The following is a 15483-nucleotide window of genomic DNA, read 5'->3' on the forward strand; positions in this document are numbered from 1 at the left end:
TCTACACCACCTTAATGTCTAGGGACATCGTATGCTCCCCTCCGGAAATTTTATGGCTGCATTGATCCACCAGGAACAGCTGTGTCTGGAATTCATCCAGCAGCACATAAATGAAGTTCCCTGCCCTCACCCGTATATCGCCAATAGCCTGCACGGAGAGACTGACCTTCTCGCGGTTATGCTGCTTCAGCAGATTGTCTGCTTTCTCCTGGATTTGCGCAGCATTCGCATTATCATCCGCTTTCTGGTAGAGATGCAGGATGCCCCAGCGTTTTACATTCTCCTTATCCGTAACCGGATAGAACTCGCGCTTCCCTGTCTTTTCGTTGTCCTGGTAGAGCAGAATCGTATTGTACGTATTATCGTCGATGCTTCTTTTCAGCGAATAATCATACAGATAATGGCCTGCCCCCAGAATCACCTTAAGCAGCATGGACTGCGGACTGCGCAGCGTCAGCTTGCCGTAATCATCATAGAAGGCCATCAGCTGGCCCTTATACTGCAGCTCACTGCCGACCGCACCCATAATAATATCAAGCAGCTTCTTGCCGTCTTCGATCAGCGAGGGGATCTTGTACTCCGCCGGTTCCAGTAATCCAAGCCGCAAGCCGCGGTCTTTGGCAATGGTACTGATGACCTCAGCCGCAGTAACATCCTGAAGTACATAACTGCCATTGCCCAGCAGATAGCGGATCTGATCGTACGCCGTCAGCTTGATCTCCTGATTCGCACCCGTATCGATGCTGAAGACGAAGCCGTAGAATACATCGACTCCGTCTCTGCGGAACTGCACTATATCCCCGTTGCTGATCGCGAATTTCTTATGCTGATATATACCGCTGTCCACCAGCGTAAGCTCAAGCGTCGCAGGCTTGCCGGTCCGGGTGGTTTTCCACGTGATATCCGTAACGATTCCGGCAATATTCCAGATGGCGCCTTCCTTATTAATTATGATTAATTCCATCGCCATGGCCTCCTAAGACAGCTTGATCACTCGGCCAATTTTGAGCTTCTTCAGTTCGCTGTCCGAGATATTGTTCAGCTTTTGCAGCGTTTTGGATTTACTGCCGTCACCGAGCAGCTTTTGGGCCACCGACCAGAGCGTATCCCCGGCTTTGAGCGTATAGGTAGCAGGCACTGCCTTCTCGCTTGCCCGTTTCTGCTGCTTCTTCACTTCACCGGTGCTGCCAACATTCACAGCTAACGCCTGATAGAACACATACTTCTTGAGTCCAAGTGTATAATCGATATCCCCCGAGGACCCCGCACTCAGCTTCCAGGAGAAGTTCTCAATACTGACCGCCATATTAATGCCAATATCCCCGGTAAAGGTCTGCTGCGCCTGCGTCCTGGCCTGCCTCAGCCAATCTGGGGTTTGCATATTCTGCACGTTCGCCGACTTCAGCCCTGAAAAAACAAACCGGACCGGCCTGCGGCTGAGCATCCATTTACGGATCAGCTCTACATACTCATAGGGCTTCAGCAGCTTGCCGGCATTCTCGCCGGAATACACCACGAACGGATAATACTGTGCCGGGAACATACTCTCAATCGTAATCTCCGTCAGCTTCGGATAAGCAATCGCGTTGATTTCACCAAAATCCACGATCGTATAGCTTTTGCCATCGCTATTCTCCTTGATCTCCAGCGTCTCAGGGTTCACCGGAAGCCGGATCACCTCTTCATAATTATTGAAGCTAAGATAGAATCCATACTCCTCCATGTTACGTGTACACCCCCTGCGCCGTAGAGACGAACTCCTCTTTCAGCTTCTGCCCGATCTTCGTGATGATGGAGTCAATATCGCCGGAATTATTAATATTCCCTGTTGTTACCTGCACCGTCGGCGTCAGCTCGACAAAATTCTGAATCGACTGAATCTCCGCCAGCTCCCGCAGCATATCCAGATCATCACTGGAGATATCGACCTTTTCTTTGATCTTGCCTACCTCGCCCACCTTGCCGATATTATTCATGTTCGTGGCAGCGGTCTGGGCAGTATTTGGAGAAGTATCCTCCTTTTGCTTGGCTGGCTCCAGCTTGGTATTAAATTTAGTAACGAGATCCTGTACTTTACCCTTGTATTCCTCCACACTCTTGGAGGCATCTACGAATTCCTTCTTCGGTGTATTGTATACATCCTTAGTCGATTTAGGTTCTACCAGCGTGCCTTGAACGTTCTTGATCATATCACTGAAGACATGCGGGTTCTCCGTCTCCAGGAAGTTAGGCTTGAAATCAGCCAAGAATTCAAAGCCTGGAACTTTGCTTAACCATCCTGCCAGCGTTTGAACTCCTCTAAGCACGAAGTTTATACCTTCAGCTATGGCTTTGACGAACCCGCCTGCAAAGCTTTCAACACCTAATGCCATTTGATACATGAAGCCCAGGAAGTTCGTAGCCAGGTCATAAAACAGCTTTTGCACCGCATACGTCGGATCAATAAACAAGTTACGGAAGAAGTCTGCAAAGGAGACAAAGTTATTGTACAGACCGATTACAAAATTCTCTATGGTTGCCCTCAGCCAGCCAAACGCTCCCCCGATAAAAGCCACTACCGCGTCTACGGATACTCCCGCTTGCTGCAAAATGTAAATAAGCAGCGCTACAGCAGCAACAATTAAAAGGATCGGCCACATGCCTACAAGCCATGCAGCAGCAAGACTATACAACTGCACAATCATCGCCGCTATGAAGACAATGGCAATGGCCGCAAGGATCGGCCCTACAACATCCCAGTTCTCCTGAAAGGCTGTGAACATATACATGATGCCGTCCACCACTTCGCTAATCACCGTAGCAATGACCAAGAAGCCGTTCGCTATCAGATTTAGAGCCGTAGTCATTCCTTCAGACTGAAACGCATTGTTCAAGGTATCCAGAATCGGACGCAACGCAACAATCGCTTTTTGACCCATCAATTCAACTGCGTTGTCCATGTTGCCTTGGAGCTTGCCCCATTTTTCCTTATCTTTGTCAGAGGCATTGGCGACTACTGCCTTCGTGCCCAGTTCTTTCACCTTATCAAATACGCTCCCAAGGTCCAGTGCGCCTAATGAATCCTTTGCTTTGGAGAGGAATCCGGGCTCCGCTGCTTTTTTCTCCTTCTCAGCCTTTTCTTTTTCCTTGTCTTCCGCCTTTTCCTTCTTCTTGTCCAAAATATACCCTACTGCTTTTTCACCCACGTATGTGATTAACTCGAACCCGCTGACATCCAGCGCCTTCATTATTTTTTGCACTTTTCCCATGAACCCGTTTTTGGCATCCCGGACATCATTATCATCCGGACCATCGCCATCCGAACTGTCAGCAGAGCGGCGGGATCGTGACGAAGCACCTTCCTCTGACAGGCGTCTGGCTGCTTCCTGCGACTGCATGAATCCTTCCATGAAAGACTTGTTCTTCTCTTCATACACCCGCTCCAGGATCTGCTGCAGACCACTAAGCGAGTGGCTGGCCCGGTTGAAATTCTGGTTCAGCCGGTCCCACTGTGAGTTTACATTTTGCCAGACGGTTAGTGCAGTTACGGGAACCAGCGCTGTACTTGTAATTTCCATTCTTTCACCCCCTTCATCGTTTCTTCCCCTTGCTCCGCGCGCGCTCCCGCTTCTCCTTGTCCACGCGTACGGAGATCATGGCATAGATCGCCGCGCGTTCGCGGATGGAGAGCTTCATCAGCTCATGCGGCAGAATATGCAGCTCATGGAGGGCGTAGTAGGCCAGATTAGCCTCACCATCGCCCTCGTTGATTAGTTTTTTACGTCATCTACCAGCTCATTCATGTCTGTGGCGAAGCCGTTCAGGGCCTGTACACGTTCCCCAAGCGCAGCGAATTCTCCCGGCAGCAGCATTTTGCGCAGCAGCGATTCGGCACCCATCACCCCGTAGGAGCGTTGAAGCTCCGTATTCTTCAGATCCGGATGCACAATGCTTGCCGTCATCAGCTTCGCCATATATTCATTGGGATCGATGTCCGTAGTGTAGGTGCCGTTCTTTCCTTTGACCTTGCGGGTAGCTGCCTTACGGCATTCCTGGTTCTCTTCCTCATTCATACTGCGAAGCTTCCAGACGGCAGGGTTACCTTCCTTGTCCTTGAACCGCAGCGAGACCGCGAATTCCTCTGTTGTATCACAAGCCGCATTTTGCGCAAAAAACAAGCTTAATTCACTCATGTTGTTCCTCCCGGATTCTTATTGTGTTAGGGCAGCGAAGAGGCCCTCCGCAGAATACCGCCGCACAGCAGCTATGGCTTCAATGATCCTCCAGATACTTTGCGGGAGCCCCCGAACCTATTCATTCATTTACTCTTTTACAACCTGCGGATAGCCCGCTTATGCTTTATTGGCCGGAATTCGCCGGAGCCGCGAAGGGCTGCACCAATTCCACATCCTCGAAGGTAAAAGCAACCTCTTCCTCCAGCGCATCCGACTCCGTATCCAGCGAAGCCATAATAACGCTGTCCAGATTGACATCCTTCAGCATGATGCGCTGGGCGCCCACGGTTGAGGACGGATCTTCATTGGTCACGTTAATGTTGAAGTATTGGTCAATCCCTGTCTTCATGTACTCCAGCATCATCTGGCGGAAACGGCTCGTCATATAGAAAATCGTCATCGTACCGCTGCCCGACCAGCCGGTCGCCTTATGCTGCACCCCGCGGCGTCCCAGCGTCTTCACTTCCGCCTTCTGCTTCTCAACAGTGGCTTCCAGGGTTTTGACATAGAACATTTCTTCCGTCTTTCCGTTAATCATGGCATACGCCCGGCCCTCCTGGCCGGACAGCGTATCGCTGGCTCTCAAGAATGTCATCTTAGACCACCTTCACTTTCATATATACTTTTTCTACGGAATCTACCGGCTTCACAGCTACCTCCAGCACTACGCTGTCACTGTCCGCTCCAGAAGTCACCACAATGTCGCTCTGTGCATTGAAGTTCTCAATCGCCCCGAGGTTCTGCAGATCATTCATATAAGTGACGCACTGCGACCAGAAGAGCGCGCGCCCGTCCTCATTATTCGGCAATTTGCCAATGAAGTAGCTCTCAAAAATCCGCTTCAAATCACCAGCAATCCCATCCAGCACACGCAGCACGCGGTTCTTGGAGAAGGCCTTGCCTTTGTCTGTGGAGAAGGAGGTGAACGTGTTAATGTCCTGCTCCACTACTGCCCGGCCTCCGCTATAGGTGAACAACAGCTCTCCGTCTGTAAGTGCTTCTACAGTCTCGGAATGACTGAAACGCACATCCGCATCTACAGCATCGTCATAGGCCTGATAAGTCAGGGATTCGTTCACAGCGGCAGCGGCAGTTGCCCCCGCAACCCAAGCCACGGCATGCGCTTTATCCACTACCGTTCCATCACTCAGAATGACGCCGTTCGCCACACTGATGATGCCTTCATGATCAGCCGTAGCGTAATCGGACAAGACCGCCTGCACCTTCTTGCCTTCCGTGTTACGCAGACGCTTCACATAGGCGCTATATAGCGACTTCAGCGTGTTATCCTGCGATACCAGACCTACCGTCTGGAAATCCTGAACCTCCAGCGCCGACAAGAACGCACTATGCTCCGCATTCGTCACCGTACCATTCGCCCCGCCTGCCAGCGGCAGTCCAGCGCTCACCGTCAGCGCACCGGATTCATTCGGCTTAAATTCTACATAAGCGTTCGCAACCAGACCGGCAGCAGCACTTACCGTCTGCTTGTCCACTTCACTACCCTCAAGCAGCGTCCGTACATCGAACTGAGTGCTGTCATCGATATTTTTCTCGATCACTACCTTAAGCGCATTCCCGCGTTCCCCGCCATACAGCGCAGTCGCCTGAACTCCATTATTGGTCACAGCTGCCTTCACACCCTGATTCAGACGGTAGAGCAGCAGTGTGCCCGTCCGCTTCAGTACCTCTCTCACCGGCAACAGCTCTGCAGCCGTCAGATCGTAGCCCAGCTTTTGCTGGAAATCGTCCTGAGCCGTAAGCTTCAGAATGACGCCCGCAGGCCCCCAAGGCAGTGCAAGCGCCAAAGCAGCTGTACCGCGTTCCCCCATTTTACCTGCCACAATGCCGTTCGAGGCCACATTTACGTATACCCCCGGACGCACCTTGTTTTGTGTTGTCCATGTTCCTCCAGCCATTAGATAACCTCCTTATTTAGATACTGCTCCATTAAATGCTTAGCCTCTTCCAAGGTGTAGCTCCCGTCCTCTTGCAGAACTACCTCCAGTACATCCTTTTCCTTAGGCCCAAACAGAGCGGAGTTCATCATCTGCTTCTTTCCAAAAGCATCCGGCCCCCCGCTCCCGCGTCCCTGTTCACTTTGCGTCATTTCCTTAGAACTCATTTCAGCCGCGTCCCTTCTGTGAAATGTCCCATCAGCTCTGCCTCTTCCTCCGGCTGCTTCTGCTTCTGGAGATAGAGCATATAGTCCACGGTGAACAGCGCCCCCCGTCCCTCTGCTCCGGCCACCCAGGACTGGCGCACCACCCGATAAGCGGGATTAACACTTTCTCTTGCGTCCAGCGCCTCACAGAGCCCGTCAGCCACAGTCTCTGCATCCAGCAGATTGCCTTGTTCATAGCGTATACCGAAGCGGTAGATCGCCATGTATCTGCCTTCACGCTGCCTGTCGTAGGTTGCAGAGAGTAGCTCCAGCCTGAAGTAGGCTGACTGCGGCTTATCCCCTTCCACATAGACAGGAATATCCGGGAAAAACTGCACCAGCGCAGCAGTGATATTTCCCCGCAGTTGTTGTACCGTCATGATTTCATTCCTCTCATGATTAGATGTGGTAATCCCTCCTGCCTTTCTTGAAGTCACCCACGGATTCGATTCAGGAAGAATTGGACCCGTCTTGTACCCGGCAATGACCGAAGGAGCTTTCACCGCGCTTGTCTGCCAGCCTGCCTTAGGCTTCGATGATGTGGAGCATTTATGCTCCTGCGGTGTCCTTCTGCTTCATTTGCCATGTTATAATCATAGCCCCCCTGAGACCTTGCGCAGGCGCTATTACAGATGAGTTAACGATAACTTCCGGTGGTACAAGGGATGATAAATGGTGCTCCCCGTTCAACAAAAAAGCCGCATCACCCCAGGGGCAATACGGCCATCTCATTTATATATGGTAGTTGCATTTTGTCAAAAGGATTTCTGCCCCTTAGATCCATTTCCTCCAGCCGGGGTCTTCGTGAGCGTAGCCAGAGACAGCAGCTGAAGATCATCAAGCGCCAGCGCCATCTTATAGAACGCCTTCGACCTTATTTTCACATAAGTATCCTTGCTCACCGGAGGATCGAACATATGATTATAAATAGTATAGTCGTAGCTCTCCTCTCTGCGCATGTACCTCTCCCGCACCAGCTGCTGTTCCCTCTGGGTAAGCCGCTCTACGACCGAATCGATCACAGCACAGTACGCCCGTCTTGCAGCAGGCACATCTACATTATGCGTGGCAATTGCTGCGGTCTGATCGGTAACCGTATGGGTCGCGCCATGGAACCGTTCCGTGTAGGAATAAGTAATCCCAGCCTCTTTAGCCTCGAACGTTACAGATTTGAAAATCCGGTACTTCTCCAGCATATTCTCTATAGTGACCTGAGTCAGGCGGCGGTCAAGCTCCGGCAGCGAAGATAGAATCATCATTTATACCACTCCTTAGATGTTATAGAGATTTAAGAACTTTGTTACGGACCTTTCCGGCCAAATGTGTTAAAATTCTACTTGTTCGTATAGTGTTCTCTTTTTTTGATAATATACCACTTAACTCCCAATTCAGTAAAACCTCATTTTAGCCCGTTTTGGAGCATAAACAAGCTATATGCATGTCTATTCTTACCTTTTGGCAATAATAGACTCTTTATTGTTTACCTCTTGGCATAAATAGCTTATAGTAAGTACAACAGCTTTTTAGGTGATTAGGGATAAGGAGTGGTTATCGATGGCAGAGGAATTCGGATACTATCTGAGACAGCTTCGGGAAGGAAAGGGACTGACCATTAATCAGCTGGCAGCGCTTGCCGGTATCAGTGGAGCCCAAATCTCACGGATCGAGAATGGATTACGGGGTGTCCCCAAGCCGGCTACACTGCGTAAGATTGCTGAAGCGACAGATGTGTCTTACGAGGAACTGATGGGCCATGCCGGTTATTTAACCGAGAATGAGAGCAGTTCAGAGGGCGCTGTGCCTGCCTGGGCCACCAGCAAGGATAAGCGGGACTTCCGCCAAATGCTGGAGGATGACGGTGAGCTGATGTTTGACGGAATTCCCCTGAACAAGGAAGATAAGCAGCGGATTAAGGACGTATTAACCGGCCTGTTCTGGGAGGCTAAGCAGATGAACAAGCGGACTAAGCCCAAGCACCATCCAGGTAAAGAGTAAGTACCAGGCGATCCAACTACTATTAACATGCTGCGGGTGAAGAATATGGATGAGCTAATCAAGCGTTTGGTCAAAAAATACAATACCAGCAGCCCCTTCGAGCTGGCTGAAGCACTGGGGATTCACATCCGGTTCATGCATCTGGGTGACGGCACCAAGGGCCTCTACTACCGCAAGTTAAGAAGAAGGTTCATCGTCATTCATAACCAGCTGCCGCTAGAGTGGCAACGGTTCGTATGCGCCCATGAACTCGCGCATGACCGCCTGCACAAAGGGGTCAACCGTTTCTTTCTGGAGGAGAATTCTTACTTCTCGCCAGGCAAGCTGGAGCGGCAAGCTAACTTATTCGCGGTTAAGCTGCTATCAGTCGGCACTGCCATTGAGCAGGATGAATCCCTACAGAGCTATTATGCAAGGATCGGCATCCCGGCTGAGGTTGTCTTTTTTTTAGACGATTAAAGGAACGTATGTTCCTTTAATGACGCAACAAAAAACTCTTACCGCAGTAAGAGTTGCTTGCCAGCCATAAGCTGTTCGATCGGGATGACACGATTTGAACATGCGACCCCCTGGTCCCAAACCAGGTGCTCTACCAAGCTGAGCTACATCCCGAAACTATTAGATTATTATGGAGCGGGTGATGGGAATCGAACCCACGCTATCAGCTTGGAAGGCTGAAGTTCTACCATTGAACTACACCCGCACAGGTGAAATGAAATATCGGGATGACACGATTTGAACATGCGACCCCCTGGTCCCAAACCAGGTGCTCTACCAAGCTGAGCTACATCCCGTTAATACAAGTTACTATTCGAAAGAATAATGGCGCGCCCTGAGAGATTCGAACTCCCGGCCTTTTGATTCGTAGTCAAACGCTCTATCCAGCTGAGCTAAGGGCGCAAAAAATTTGGAGCGGACGACGGGAATCGAACCCGCGACCCTCGCCTTGGCAAGGCGATGCTCTACCGCTGAGCCACGTCCGCAAATAAGTGGTGCGCGTGAAGGGACTTGAACCCCCACGTCTTACGACGCCAGATCCTAAGTCTGGTGCGTCTGCCATTCCGCCACACGCGCATAAATCAATAAAAGTGAGCCATGAAGGACTCGAACCTTCGACACCCTGATTAAAAGTCAGGTGCTCTACCAACTGAGCTAATGGCTCATATTTGGCAGGGGATATAGGATTCGAACCTATGATGACGGAGTCAGAGTCCGTTGCCTTACCACTTGGCGAATCCCCTACAATAGATACCTATATAATGCCCACAATCTCCCTCAAATATCAAGAACATTATGGTGGAGGCTGAGGGGTTCGAACCCCCGACCCTCTGCTTGTAAGGCAGATGCTCTCCCAGCTGAGCTAAGCCTCCATATGTATGGTGACTAATAAGGGTACTGATTAAAAATGGTGACCCGTATGGGATTCGAACCCATGTTACCTCCGTGAAAGGGAGGTGTCTTAACCCCTTGACCAACGGGCCTTAGTAAATTTGTGGAGCTCTCAACCGGATTCGAACCGGTGACCTCTTCCTTACCATGGAAGCACTCTACCTGCTGAGCTATGAGAGCATGGCTCCCCGAACAGGACTCGAACCTGTGACAACTCGATTAACAGTCGAGTGCTCTACCAACTGAGCTATCAGGGAATATTGTCCGCTTGGCAACGTCCTACTCTCCCAGGACCCTTCGGTCCAAGTACCATCGGCGCTGGAGGGCTTAACGGTCGTGTTCGGGATGGGTACGTGTGGAACCCCTCCGCTATCGCCACCAAACGGGCATTTACAGCGTAAATGCTTCAGGAATTGATTCCTGAAAACTGAATCCGAAACGAATCTGCGTGTTAGAAATTTGGATAAGCCCTCGACCGATTAGTATTGGTCAGCTCCATGCATTGCTGCACTTCCACCTCCAACCTATCTACCTCGTCGTCTTCAAGGGGTCTTACATACTGGGAAATCTCATCTTGAGGGGGGCTTCACGCTTAGATGCTTTCAGCGCTTATCCCGTCCGTACGTAGCTACTCAGCCATGCTCCTGGCGGAACAACTGATGCACCAGCGGTACGTCCATCCCGGTCCTCTCGTACTAAGGACAGCTCCTCTCAAATTTCCTGCGCCCACGACAGATAGGGACCGAACTGTCTCACGACGTTCTGAACCCAGCTCGCGTACCGCTTTAATGGGCGAACAGCCCAACCCTTGGGACCTACTTCAGCCCCAGGATGCGATGAGCCGACATCGAGGTGCCAAACCTCCCCGTCGATGTGGACTCTTGGGGGAGATAAGCCTGTTATCCCCAGGGTAGCTTTTATCCGTTGAGCGATGGCCCTTCCATGCGGTACCACCGGATCACTAAGTCCGACTTTCGTCCCTGCTCGACTTGTAGGTCTCGCAGTCAAGCTCCCTTATGCCTTTGCACTCTGCGAATGATTTCCAACCATTCTGAGGGAACCTTTGAACGCCTCCGTTACTCTTTAGGAGGCGACCGCCCCAGTCAAACTGCCCGCCTGACACGGTCCCCGTACCGGGTTACGGTACTAGGTTAGAACCTAGATACGATCAGGGTGGTATCCCAACGGCGCCTCCGCAGAAGCTTGCGCTCCTGCCTCTACGGCTCCCACCTATCCTGTACAGATCGTACCCAAATTCAATATCAAGCTGCAGTAAAGCTCCATGGGGTCTTTCCGTCTTGTCGCGGGTAACCTGCATCTTCACAGGTATTAAAATTTCACCGGATCTCTCGTTGAGACAGCGCCCAAGTCGTTACGCCATTCGTGCGGGTCAGAATTTACCTGACAAGGAATTTCGCTACCTTAGGACCGTTATAGTTACGGCCGCCGTTTACTGGGGCTTCGGTTCACAGCTTCGGGTTTAACCCCTAACCACTCCCCTTAACCTTCCAGCACCGGGCAGGCGTCAGCCCGTATACTTCGCCTTACGGCTTCGCACAGACCTGTGTTTTTGCTAAACAGTCGCTTGGGCCTTTTCACTGCGGCCCCCTCGGGCTATTCACCCTACCGAGGCACCTCTTCTCCCGAAGTTACGAGGTCATTTTGCCGAGTTCCTTAACGAGAGTTCTTCCGCGCGCCTTAGAATTCTCTTCTCGCCTACCTGTGTCGGTTTGCGGTACGGGCACCTTCTCCTGACTAGAGGCTTTTCTTGGCAGTGTGAGATCATGACCTTCGCTACTATAATTTTCGCTCCCCATCACAGCCTGGCCTTAATAGTGTGCGGATTTGCCTACACACCAGCCTCACTGCTTAGACGGACATCCATCAGTCCGCGTCACTACCCTCCTGCGTCACCCCATCGCTCATAGCGGATTACGGTGGTACAGTAATTTCAAACTGTTGTCCTTCGACTACGCCTTTCGGCCTCGCCTTAGGTCCCGACTTACCCTGAGCGGACGAGCCTTCCTCAGGAAACCTTGGGCTTTCGGCGGATCAGATTCTCACTGATCTTTTCGTTACTCATACCGGCATTCTCACTTGTATGCTGTCCAGCGCTCCTTACGGTACACCTTCAACCCACATACAACGCTCCCCTACCCCAGATGCAAAGCATCTAGCCATAGCTTCGGTGGTGTGTTTAGCCCCGTTACATTTTCGGCGCAGAGTCACTCGACCAGTGAGCTATTACGCACTCTTTCAATGGTGGCTGCTTCTAAGCCAACATCCTGGTTGTCTGTGCAACTCCACATCCTTTCCCACTTAACACACACTTGGGGACCTTAGCTGATGGTCTGGGCTGTTTCCCTTTTGACAATGGATCTTAGCACTCACTGTCTGACTCCCGGCAAGAAGTTAATGGCATTCGGAGTTTGACTGAGCTTGGTAACCCTTGCGGGCCCCGCACCCAATCAGTGCTCTACCTCCACCACTCCATTCACCGAGGCTAGCCCTAAAGCTATTTCGGGGAGAACCAGCTATCTCCGAGTTCGATTGGAATTTCTCCGCTACCCCCACCTCATCCCCGCATTTTTCAACATGCGTGGGTTCGGGCCTCCAGTGCGTGTTACCGCACCTTCACCCTGGACAGGGGTAGATCACACGGTTTCGGGTCTACGTCCACATACTCAGTCGCCCTATTCAGACTCGCTTTCGCTGCGGCTCCGGCTTCTCACCTTAACCTTGCATGTTAAACGTAACTCGCCGGTTCATTCTACAAAAGGCACGCCATCACCCATAGAAAGGGCTCTGACTTTTTGTAAGCACACGGTTTCAGGTTCTATTTCACTCCCCTTCCGGGGTGCTTTTCACCTTTCCCTCACGGTACTGTTTCACTATCGGTCGCCAGGTAGTATTTAGCCTTAGCAGATGGTCCTGCTGGATTCATACGGGGTTTCACGTGCCCCGCACTACTCGGGATCCGTCTCGGAGAGAACACAGTTTAGGCTACAGGGCTTTTACCTCTATCGCGGGCCTTTCCAGACCTCTTCGCCTACCATATTCCTTTGTAACTCCATGTGAGACGTCCCACAACCCCAAGAGGCAAGCCCCTTGGTTTAGGCTGTTCCGCGTTCGCTCGCCGCTACTGACGGAATCACTATTGTTTTCTCTTCCTCAGGGTACTTAGATGTTTCAGTTCCCCTGGTCTGCCTCTGCGTATCCTATGTATTCAGATACGAGTAACTGCGAATTACCACAGCTGGGTTTCCCCATTCGGACACCCCCGGATCAAAGCTTGCTTACAGCTCCCCGAGGCAGTTTCGTTGTTCGCCACGTCCTTCGTCGGCTCCTGGCGCCTAGGCATCCTCCGTGTGCTCTTAGTAGCTTAACCAACGTTCCGGTGTTTTGCTTGTTTGCACAATCAAAAACCTTCACTTTGTAGCAACTAATAACTATTTCCACTTGCTTACACAAGTTTCAGCTAAAAGATGTTCTAAAACGCAAATTCGTTTCGGTATCCAGTTTTCAAGGATCAAGTTGTTGCATATACTGTTGTAAAGAATAATTGGTGGAGCCAAGCGGGATCGAACCGCTGACCTCCTGCTTGCAAGGCAGGCGCTCTCCCAGCTGAGCTATGGCCCCAAATAGGTATTCAATTCAAGATTGTTATATGGTGGGCCTTGGTGGACTCGAACCACCGACCTCACCCTTATCAGAGGTGCGCTCTAACCAACTGAGCTAAAAGCCCATATAACAAAACATACAGTAGTGAAGCAATCAATGAATTGATTGTTCGCTTGGCGGCGTCCTACTCTCCCAGGACCCTTCGGTCCAAGTACCATCGGCGCTGGAGGGCTTAACGGTCGTGTTCGGGATGGGTACGTGTGGAACCCCTCCGCTATCGCCACCAAACGCATACGAAAGAGACTTGCTCTTTCAAAACTGAACACGAGTGAGTGTCCGAACCCTAAGGTTCTATTGTGGAAGCAAAGCTTCCGATTTGAATGTCACCGTTGCAGGTGACGATTCTCCATAGAAAGGAGGTGATCCAGCCGCACCTTCCGATACGGCTACCTTGTTACGACTTCACCCCAATCATCTACCCCACCTTCGGCGGCTGGCTCCCTTGCGGGTTACCCCACCGACTTCGGGTGTTGTAAACTCTCGTGGTGTGACGGGCGGTGTGTACAAGACCCGGGAACGTATTCACCGCGGCATGCTGATCCGCGATTACTAGCAATTCCGACTTCATGCAGGCGAGTTGCAGCCTGCAATCCGAACTGAGACCGGCTTTGCTGGGATTGGCTCCACCTCGCGGCTTCGCTTCCCGTTGTACCGGCCATTGTAGTACGTGTGTAGCCCAGGTCATAAGGGGCATGATGATTTGACGTCATCCCCACCTTCCTCCGGTTTGTCACCGGCAGTCACTCTAGAGTGCCCAGCTTAACCTGCTGGCAACTAAAGTCAAGGGTTGCGCTCGTTGCGGGACTTAACCCAACATCTCACGACACGAGCTGACGACAACCATGCACCACCTGTCTCAACTTTCCCCGAAGGGCACCTGATGCATCTCTGCTTCGTTAGTTGGATGTCAAGACCTGGTAAGGTTCTTCGCGTTGCTTCGAATTAAACCACATACTCCACTGCTTGTGCGGGTCCCCGTCAATTCCTTTGAGTTTCAGTCTTGCGACCGTACTCCCCAGGCGGAGTGCTTACTGTGTTAACTTCGGCACCAAGGGTATCGAAACCCCTAACACCTAGCACTCATCGTTTACGGCGTGGACTACCAGGGTATCTAATCCTGTTTGCTCCCCACGCTTTCGCGCCTCAGCGTCAGTTACAGCCCAGAAAGTCGCCTTCGCCACTGGTGTTCCTCCACATATCTACGCATTTCACCGCTACACGTGGAATTCCACTTTCCTCTTCTGTACTCAAGTCACCCAGTTTCCAGTGCGACCTCAGGTTGAGCCCAAGGTTTAAACACCAGACTTAAATAACCGCCTGCGCGCGCTTTACGCCCAATAATTCCGGACAACGCTTGCCCCCTACGTATTACCGCGGCTGCTGGCACGTAGTTAGCCGGGGCTTTCTTCTCAGGTACCGTCACTCCGGCAGCAGTTACTCTACCGGACGTTCTTCCCTGGCAACAGAGCTTTACGATCCGAAAACCTTCATCACTCACGCGGCGTTGCTCCGTCAGGCTTGCGCCCATTGCGGAAGATTCCCTACTGCTGCCTCCCGTAGGAGTCTGGGCCGTGTCTCAGTCCCAGTGTGGCCGTTCACCCTCTCAGGTCGGCTACGCATCGTCGCCTTGGTGGGCCATTACCCCACCAACTAGCTAATGCGCCGCAGGCCCATCCCCAAGCAGCAGATTGCTCCGCCTTTCATTCTCTCCTCAGGAGAAAAAAGAAATTATCCGGTATTAGCTACCGTTTCCGGTAGTTATCCCAGGCTTGAGGGCAGGTTGCCTACGTGTTACTCACCCGTCCGCCGCTAAGTCTGAAAGGAAGCAAGCTTCCTTTCAGACTCCGCTCGACTTGCATGTATTAGGCACGCCGCCAGCGTTCGTCCTGAGCCAGGATCAAACTCTCCAAATTGGTATTTAGAAAGAGCGATTGCTCATTTTGAAACATCTGACGAGAATTTACATTCTCTTTTTTGGATCTCACCGAAGTGATTTCCCACCCACTCGTTGTTCAGTTTTCAAAGATCAATGTCTCATTT

The 15483-nt window shown here is 51.5% G+C and carries 11 protein-coding genes, 14 tRNA genes and 4 rRNA genes; 2 read left to right on the plus strand and 27 right to left on the minus strand.

Going from position 1 to position 15483, the window contains the following annotated elements; genetic code table 11:
* Position 1: 1 nt before the first annotated feature.
* The 9 genes from MKZ07_RS19410 to MKZ07_RS19450 form a co-directional block, all read right to left on the minus strand.
* The gene (locus tag MKZ07_RS19410) at positions 2–964 is read right to left on the minus strand and encodes an XkdQ/YqbQ family protein (RefSeq protein ID WP_341027209.1); all 963 of its coding nucleotides are present in this window, start codon (positions 962–964) and stop codon (positions 2–4) included.
* Between the two features lie 12 nt (positions 965–976).
* A complete protein-coding gene (locus MKZ07_RS19415) occupies positions 977–1723 on the minus strand; it encodes a LysM peptidoglycan-binding domain-containing protein (protein ID WP_341027210.1) in 747 nt (248 codons plus the stop codon).
* A gap of 1 nt (position 1724) precedes the next feature.
* Entirely contained in the window at positions 1725–3557 is a 1833-nt protein-coding gene (locus MKZ07_RS19420; protein WP_341027212.1) for a hypothetical protein, read from the minus strand.
* A gap of 192 nt (positions 3558–3749) precedes the next feature.
* Positions 3750–4172 (minus strand): phage tail assembly chaperone, encoded by a 423-nt coding sequence (locus MKZ07_RS19425; protein WP_036696211.1) that lies wholly within the window; start codon positions 4170–4172, stop codon positions 3750–3752.
* A gap of 166 nt (positions 4173–4338) precedes the next feature.
* Positions 4339–4809, minus strand: a complete 471-nt coding sequence (locus MKZ07_RS19430) for a phage tail tube protein (RefSeq protein ID WP_036696208.1) — start codon at positions 4807–4809, stop codon at positions 4339–4341.
* Between the two features lies 1 nt (position 4810).
* Positions 4811–6133, minus strand: a complete 1323-nt coding sequence (locus tag MKZ07_RS19435; protein ID WP_036696206.1) for a phage tail sheath family protein — start codon at positions 6131–6133, stop codon at positions 4811–4813.
* Entirely contained in the window at positions 6133–6339 is a 207-nt protein-coding gene (locus tag MKZ07_RS19440; RefSeq protein ID WP_036696204.1) for a hypothetical protein, read from the minus strand. The genes MKZ07_RS19435 and MKZ07_RS19440 overlap by 1 nt, the downstream gene beginning before the upstream one ends.
* Positions 6336–6758: a phage tail terminator family protein gene (locus MKZ07_RS19445; RefSeq protein ID WP_036696201.1), complete on the minus strand. Its 423-nt coding sequence runs from the start codon at positions 6756–6758 to the stop codon at positions 6336–6338. The genes MKZ07_RS19440 and MKZ07_RS19445 overlap by 4 nt, the downstream gene beginning before the upstream one ends.
* Before the next feature lie 375 nt (positions 6759–7133).
* Positions 7134–7634 (minus strand): ArpU family phage packaging/lysis transcriptional regulator, encoded by a 501-nt coding sequence (locus MKZ07_RS19450; RefSeq protein ID WP_445670307.1) that lies wholly within the window; start codon positions 7632–7634, stop codon positions 7134–7136.
* A 298-nt stretch (positions 7635–7932) separates the two neighbouring features.
* On the opposite strand from MKZ07_RS19450, the gene MKZ07_RS19455 reads away from it, so the two are divergent.
* Positions 7933–8373: a helix-turn-helix domain-containing protein gene (locus MKZ07_RS19455; protein WP_341027214.1), complete on the plus strand. Its 441-nt coding sequence runs from the start codon at positions 7933–7935 to the stop codon at positions 8371–8373.
* Between the two features lie 45 nt (positions 8374–8418).
* On the plus strand, positions 8419–8832 hold the full coding sequence (locus tag MKZ07_RS19460) for an ImmA/IrrE family metallo-endopeptidase (RefSeq protein WP_036696270.1): 414 nt from the start codon (positions 8419–8421) through the stop codon (positions 8830–8832).
* Between the two features lie 79 nt (positions 8833–8911).
* On the opposite strand, the gene MKZ07_RS19465 is transcribed toward MKZ07_RS19460, so the two are convergent.
* The 18 genes from MKZ07_RS19465 to MKZ07_RS19550 all read right to left on the minus strand — a co-directional run bounded on the left by MKZ07_RS19465 (position 8912) and on the right by MKZ07_RS19550 (position 15356).
* A tRNA-Pro gene (locus MKZ07_RS19465) sits at positions 8912–8985 on the minus strand.
* 17 nt (positions 8986–9002) lie between these two features.
* Positions 9003–9076, minus strand: a tRNA-Gly gene (locus tag MKZ07_RS19470).
* Positions 9077–9093: 17 nt separating this feature from the next.
* Positions 9094–9167 (minus strand) — tRNA-Pro (locus MKZ07_RS19475).
* Between the two features lie 29 nt (positions 9168–9196).
* Positions 9197–9273: transfer RNA gene (locus tag MKZ07_RS19480), tRNA-Arg, on the minus strand.
* Between the two features lie 8 nt (positions 9274–9281).
* A tRNA-Gly gene (locus MKZ07_RS19485) sits at positions 9282–9356 on the minus strand.
* A gap of 7 nt (positions 9357–9363) precedes the next feature.
* Positions 9364–9447 (minus strand) — tRNA-Leu (locus tag MKZ07_RS19490).
* A 15-nt stretch (positions 9448–9462) separates the two neighbouring features.
* Positions 9463–9535 (minus strand) — tRNA-Lys (locus MKZ07_RS19495).
* 5 nt (positions 9536–9540) lie between these two features.
* Positions 9541–9614, minus strand: a tRNA-Gln gene (locus MKZ07_RS19500).
* A gap of 53 nt (positions 9615–9667) precedes the next feature.
* Positions 9668–9743 (minus strand) — tRNA-Val (locus MKZ07_RS19505).
* A 36-nt stretch (positions 9744–9779) separates the two neighbouring features.
* Positions 9780–9854, minus strand: a tRNA-Glu gene (locus MKZ07_RS19510).
* A 12-nt stretch (positions 9855–9866) separates the two neighbouring features.
* A tRNA-Thr gene (locus tag MKZ07_RS19515) sits at positions 9867–9942 on the minus strand.
* 1 nt (position 9943) lies between these two features.
* A tRNA-Asn gene (locus tag MKZ07_RS19520) sits at positions 9944–10019 on the minus strand.
* 9 nt (positions 10020–10028) lie between these two features.
* A 5S ribosomal RNA gene (gene rrf, locus MKZ07_RS19525) occupies positions 10029–10145 on the minus strand.
* A 76-nt stretch (positions 10146–10221) separates the two neighbouring features.
* Positions 10222–13150 (minus strand): 23S ribosomal RNA (locus MKZ07_RS19530).
* A 175-nt stretch (positions 13151–13325) separates the two neighbouring features.
* Positions 13326–13401, minus strand: a tRNA-Ala gene (locus MKZ07_RS19535).
* 29 nt (positions 13402–13430) lie between these two features.
* Positions 13431–13507 (minus strand) — tRNA-Ile (locus tag MKZ07_RS19540).
* A 47-nt stretch (positions 13508–13554) separates the two neighbouring features.
* A 5S ribosomal RNA gene (gene rrf / locus MKZ07_RS19545) occupies positions 13555–13671 on the minus strand.
* Positions 13672–13795: 124 nt separating this feature from the next.
* Positions 13796–15356: ribosomal RNA gene (locus MKZ07_RS19550) — 16S ribosomal RNA — on the minus strand.
* The 16S, 23S and 5S rRNA genes sit together here with 14 tRNA genes alongside, the layout of an rRNA operon.
* Positions 15357–15483: the final 127 nt, after the last annotated feature.

This window comes from Paenibacillus sp. FSL P4-0338, from assembly GCF_038002365.1.
In the GTDB taxonomy this organism is placed as follows: Bacteria; Bacillota; Bacilli; order Paenibacillales; family Paenibacillaceae; genus Paenibacillus_AQ.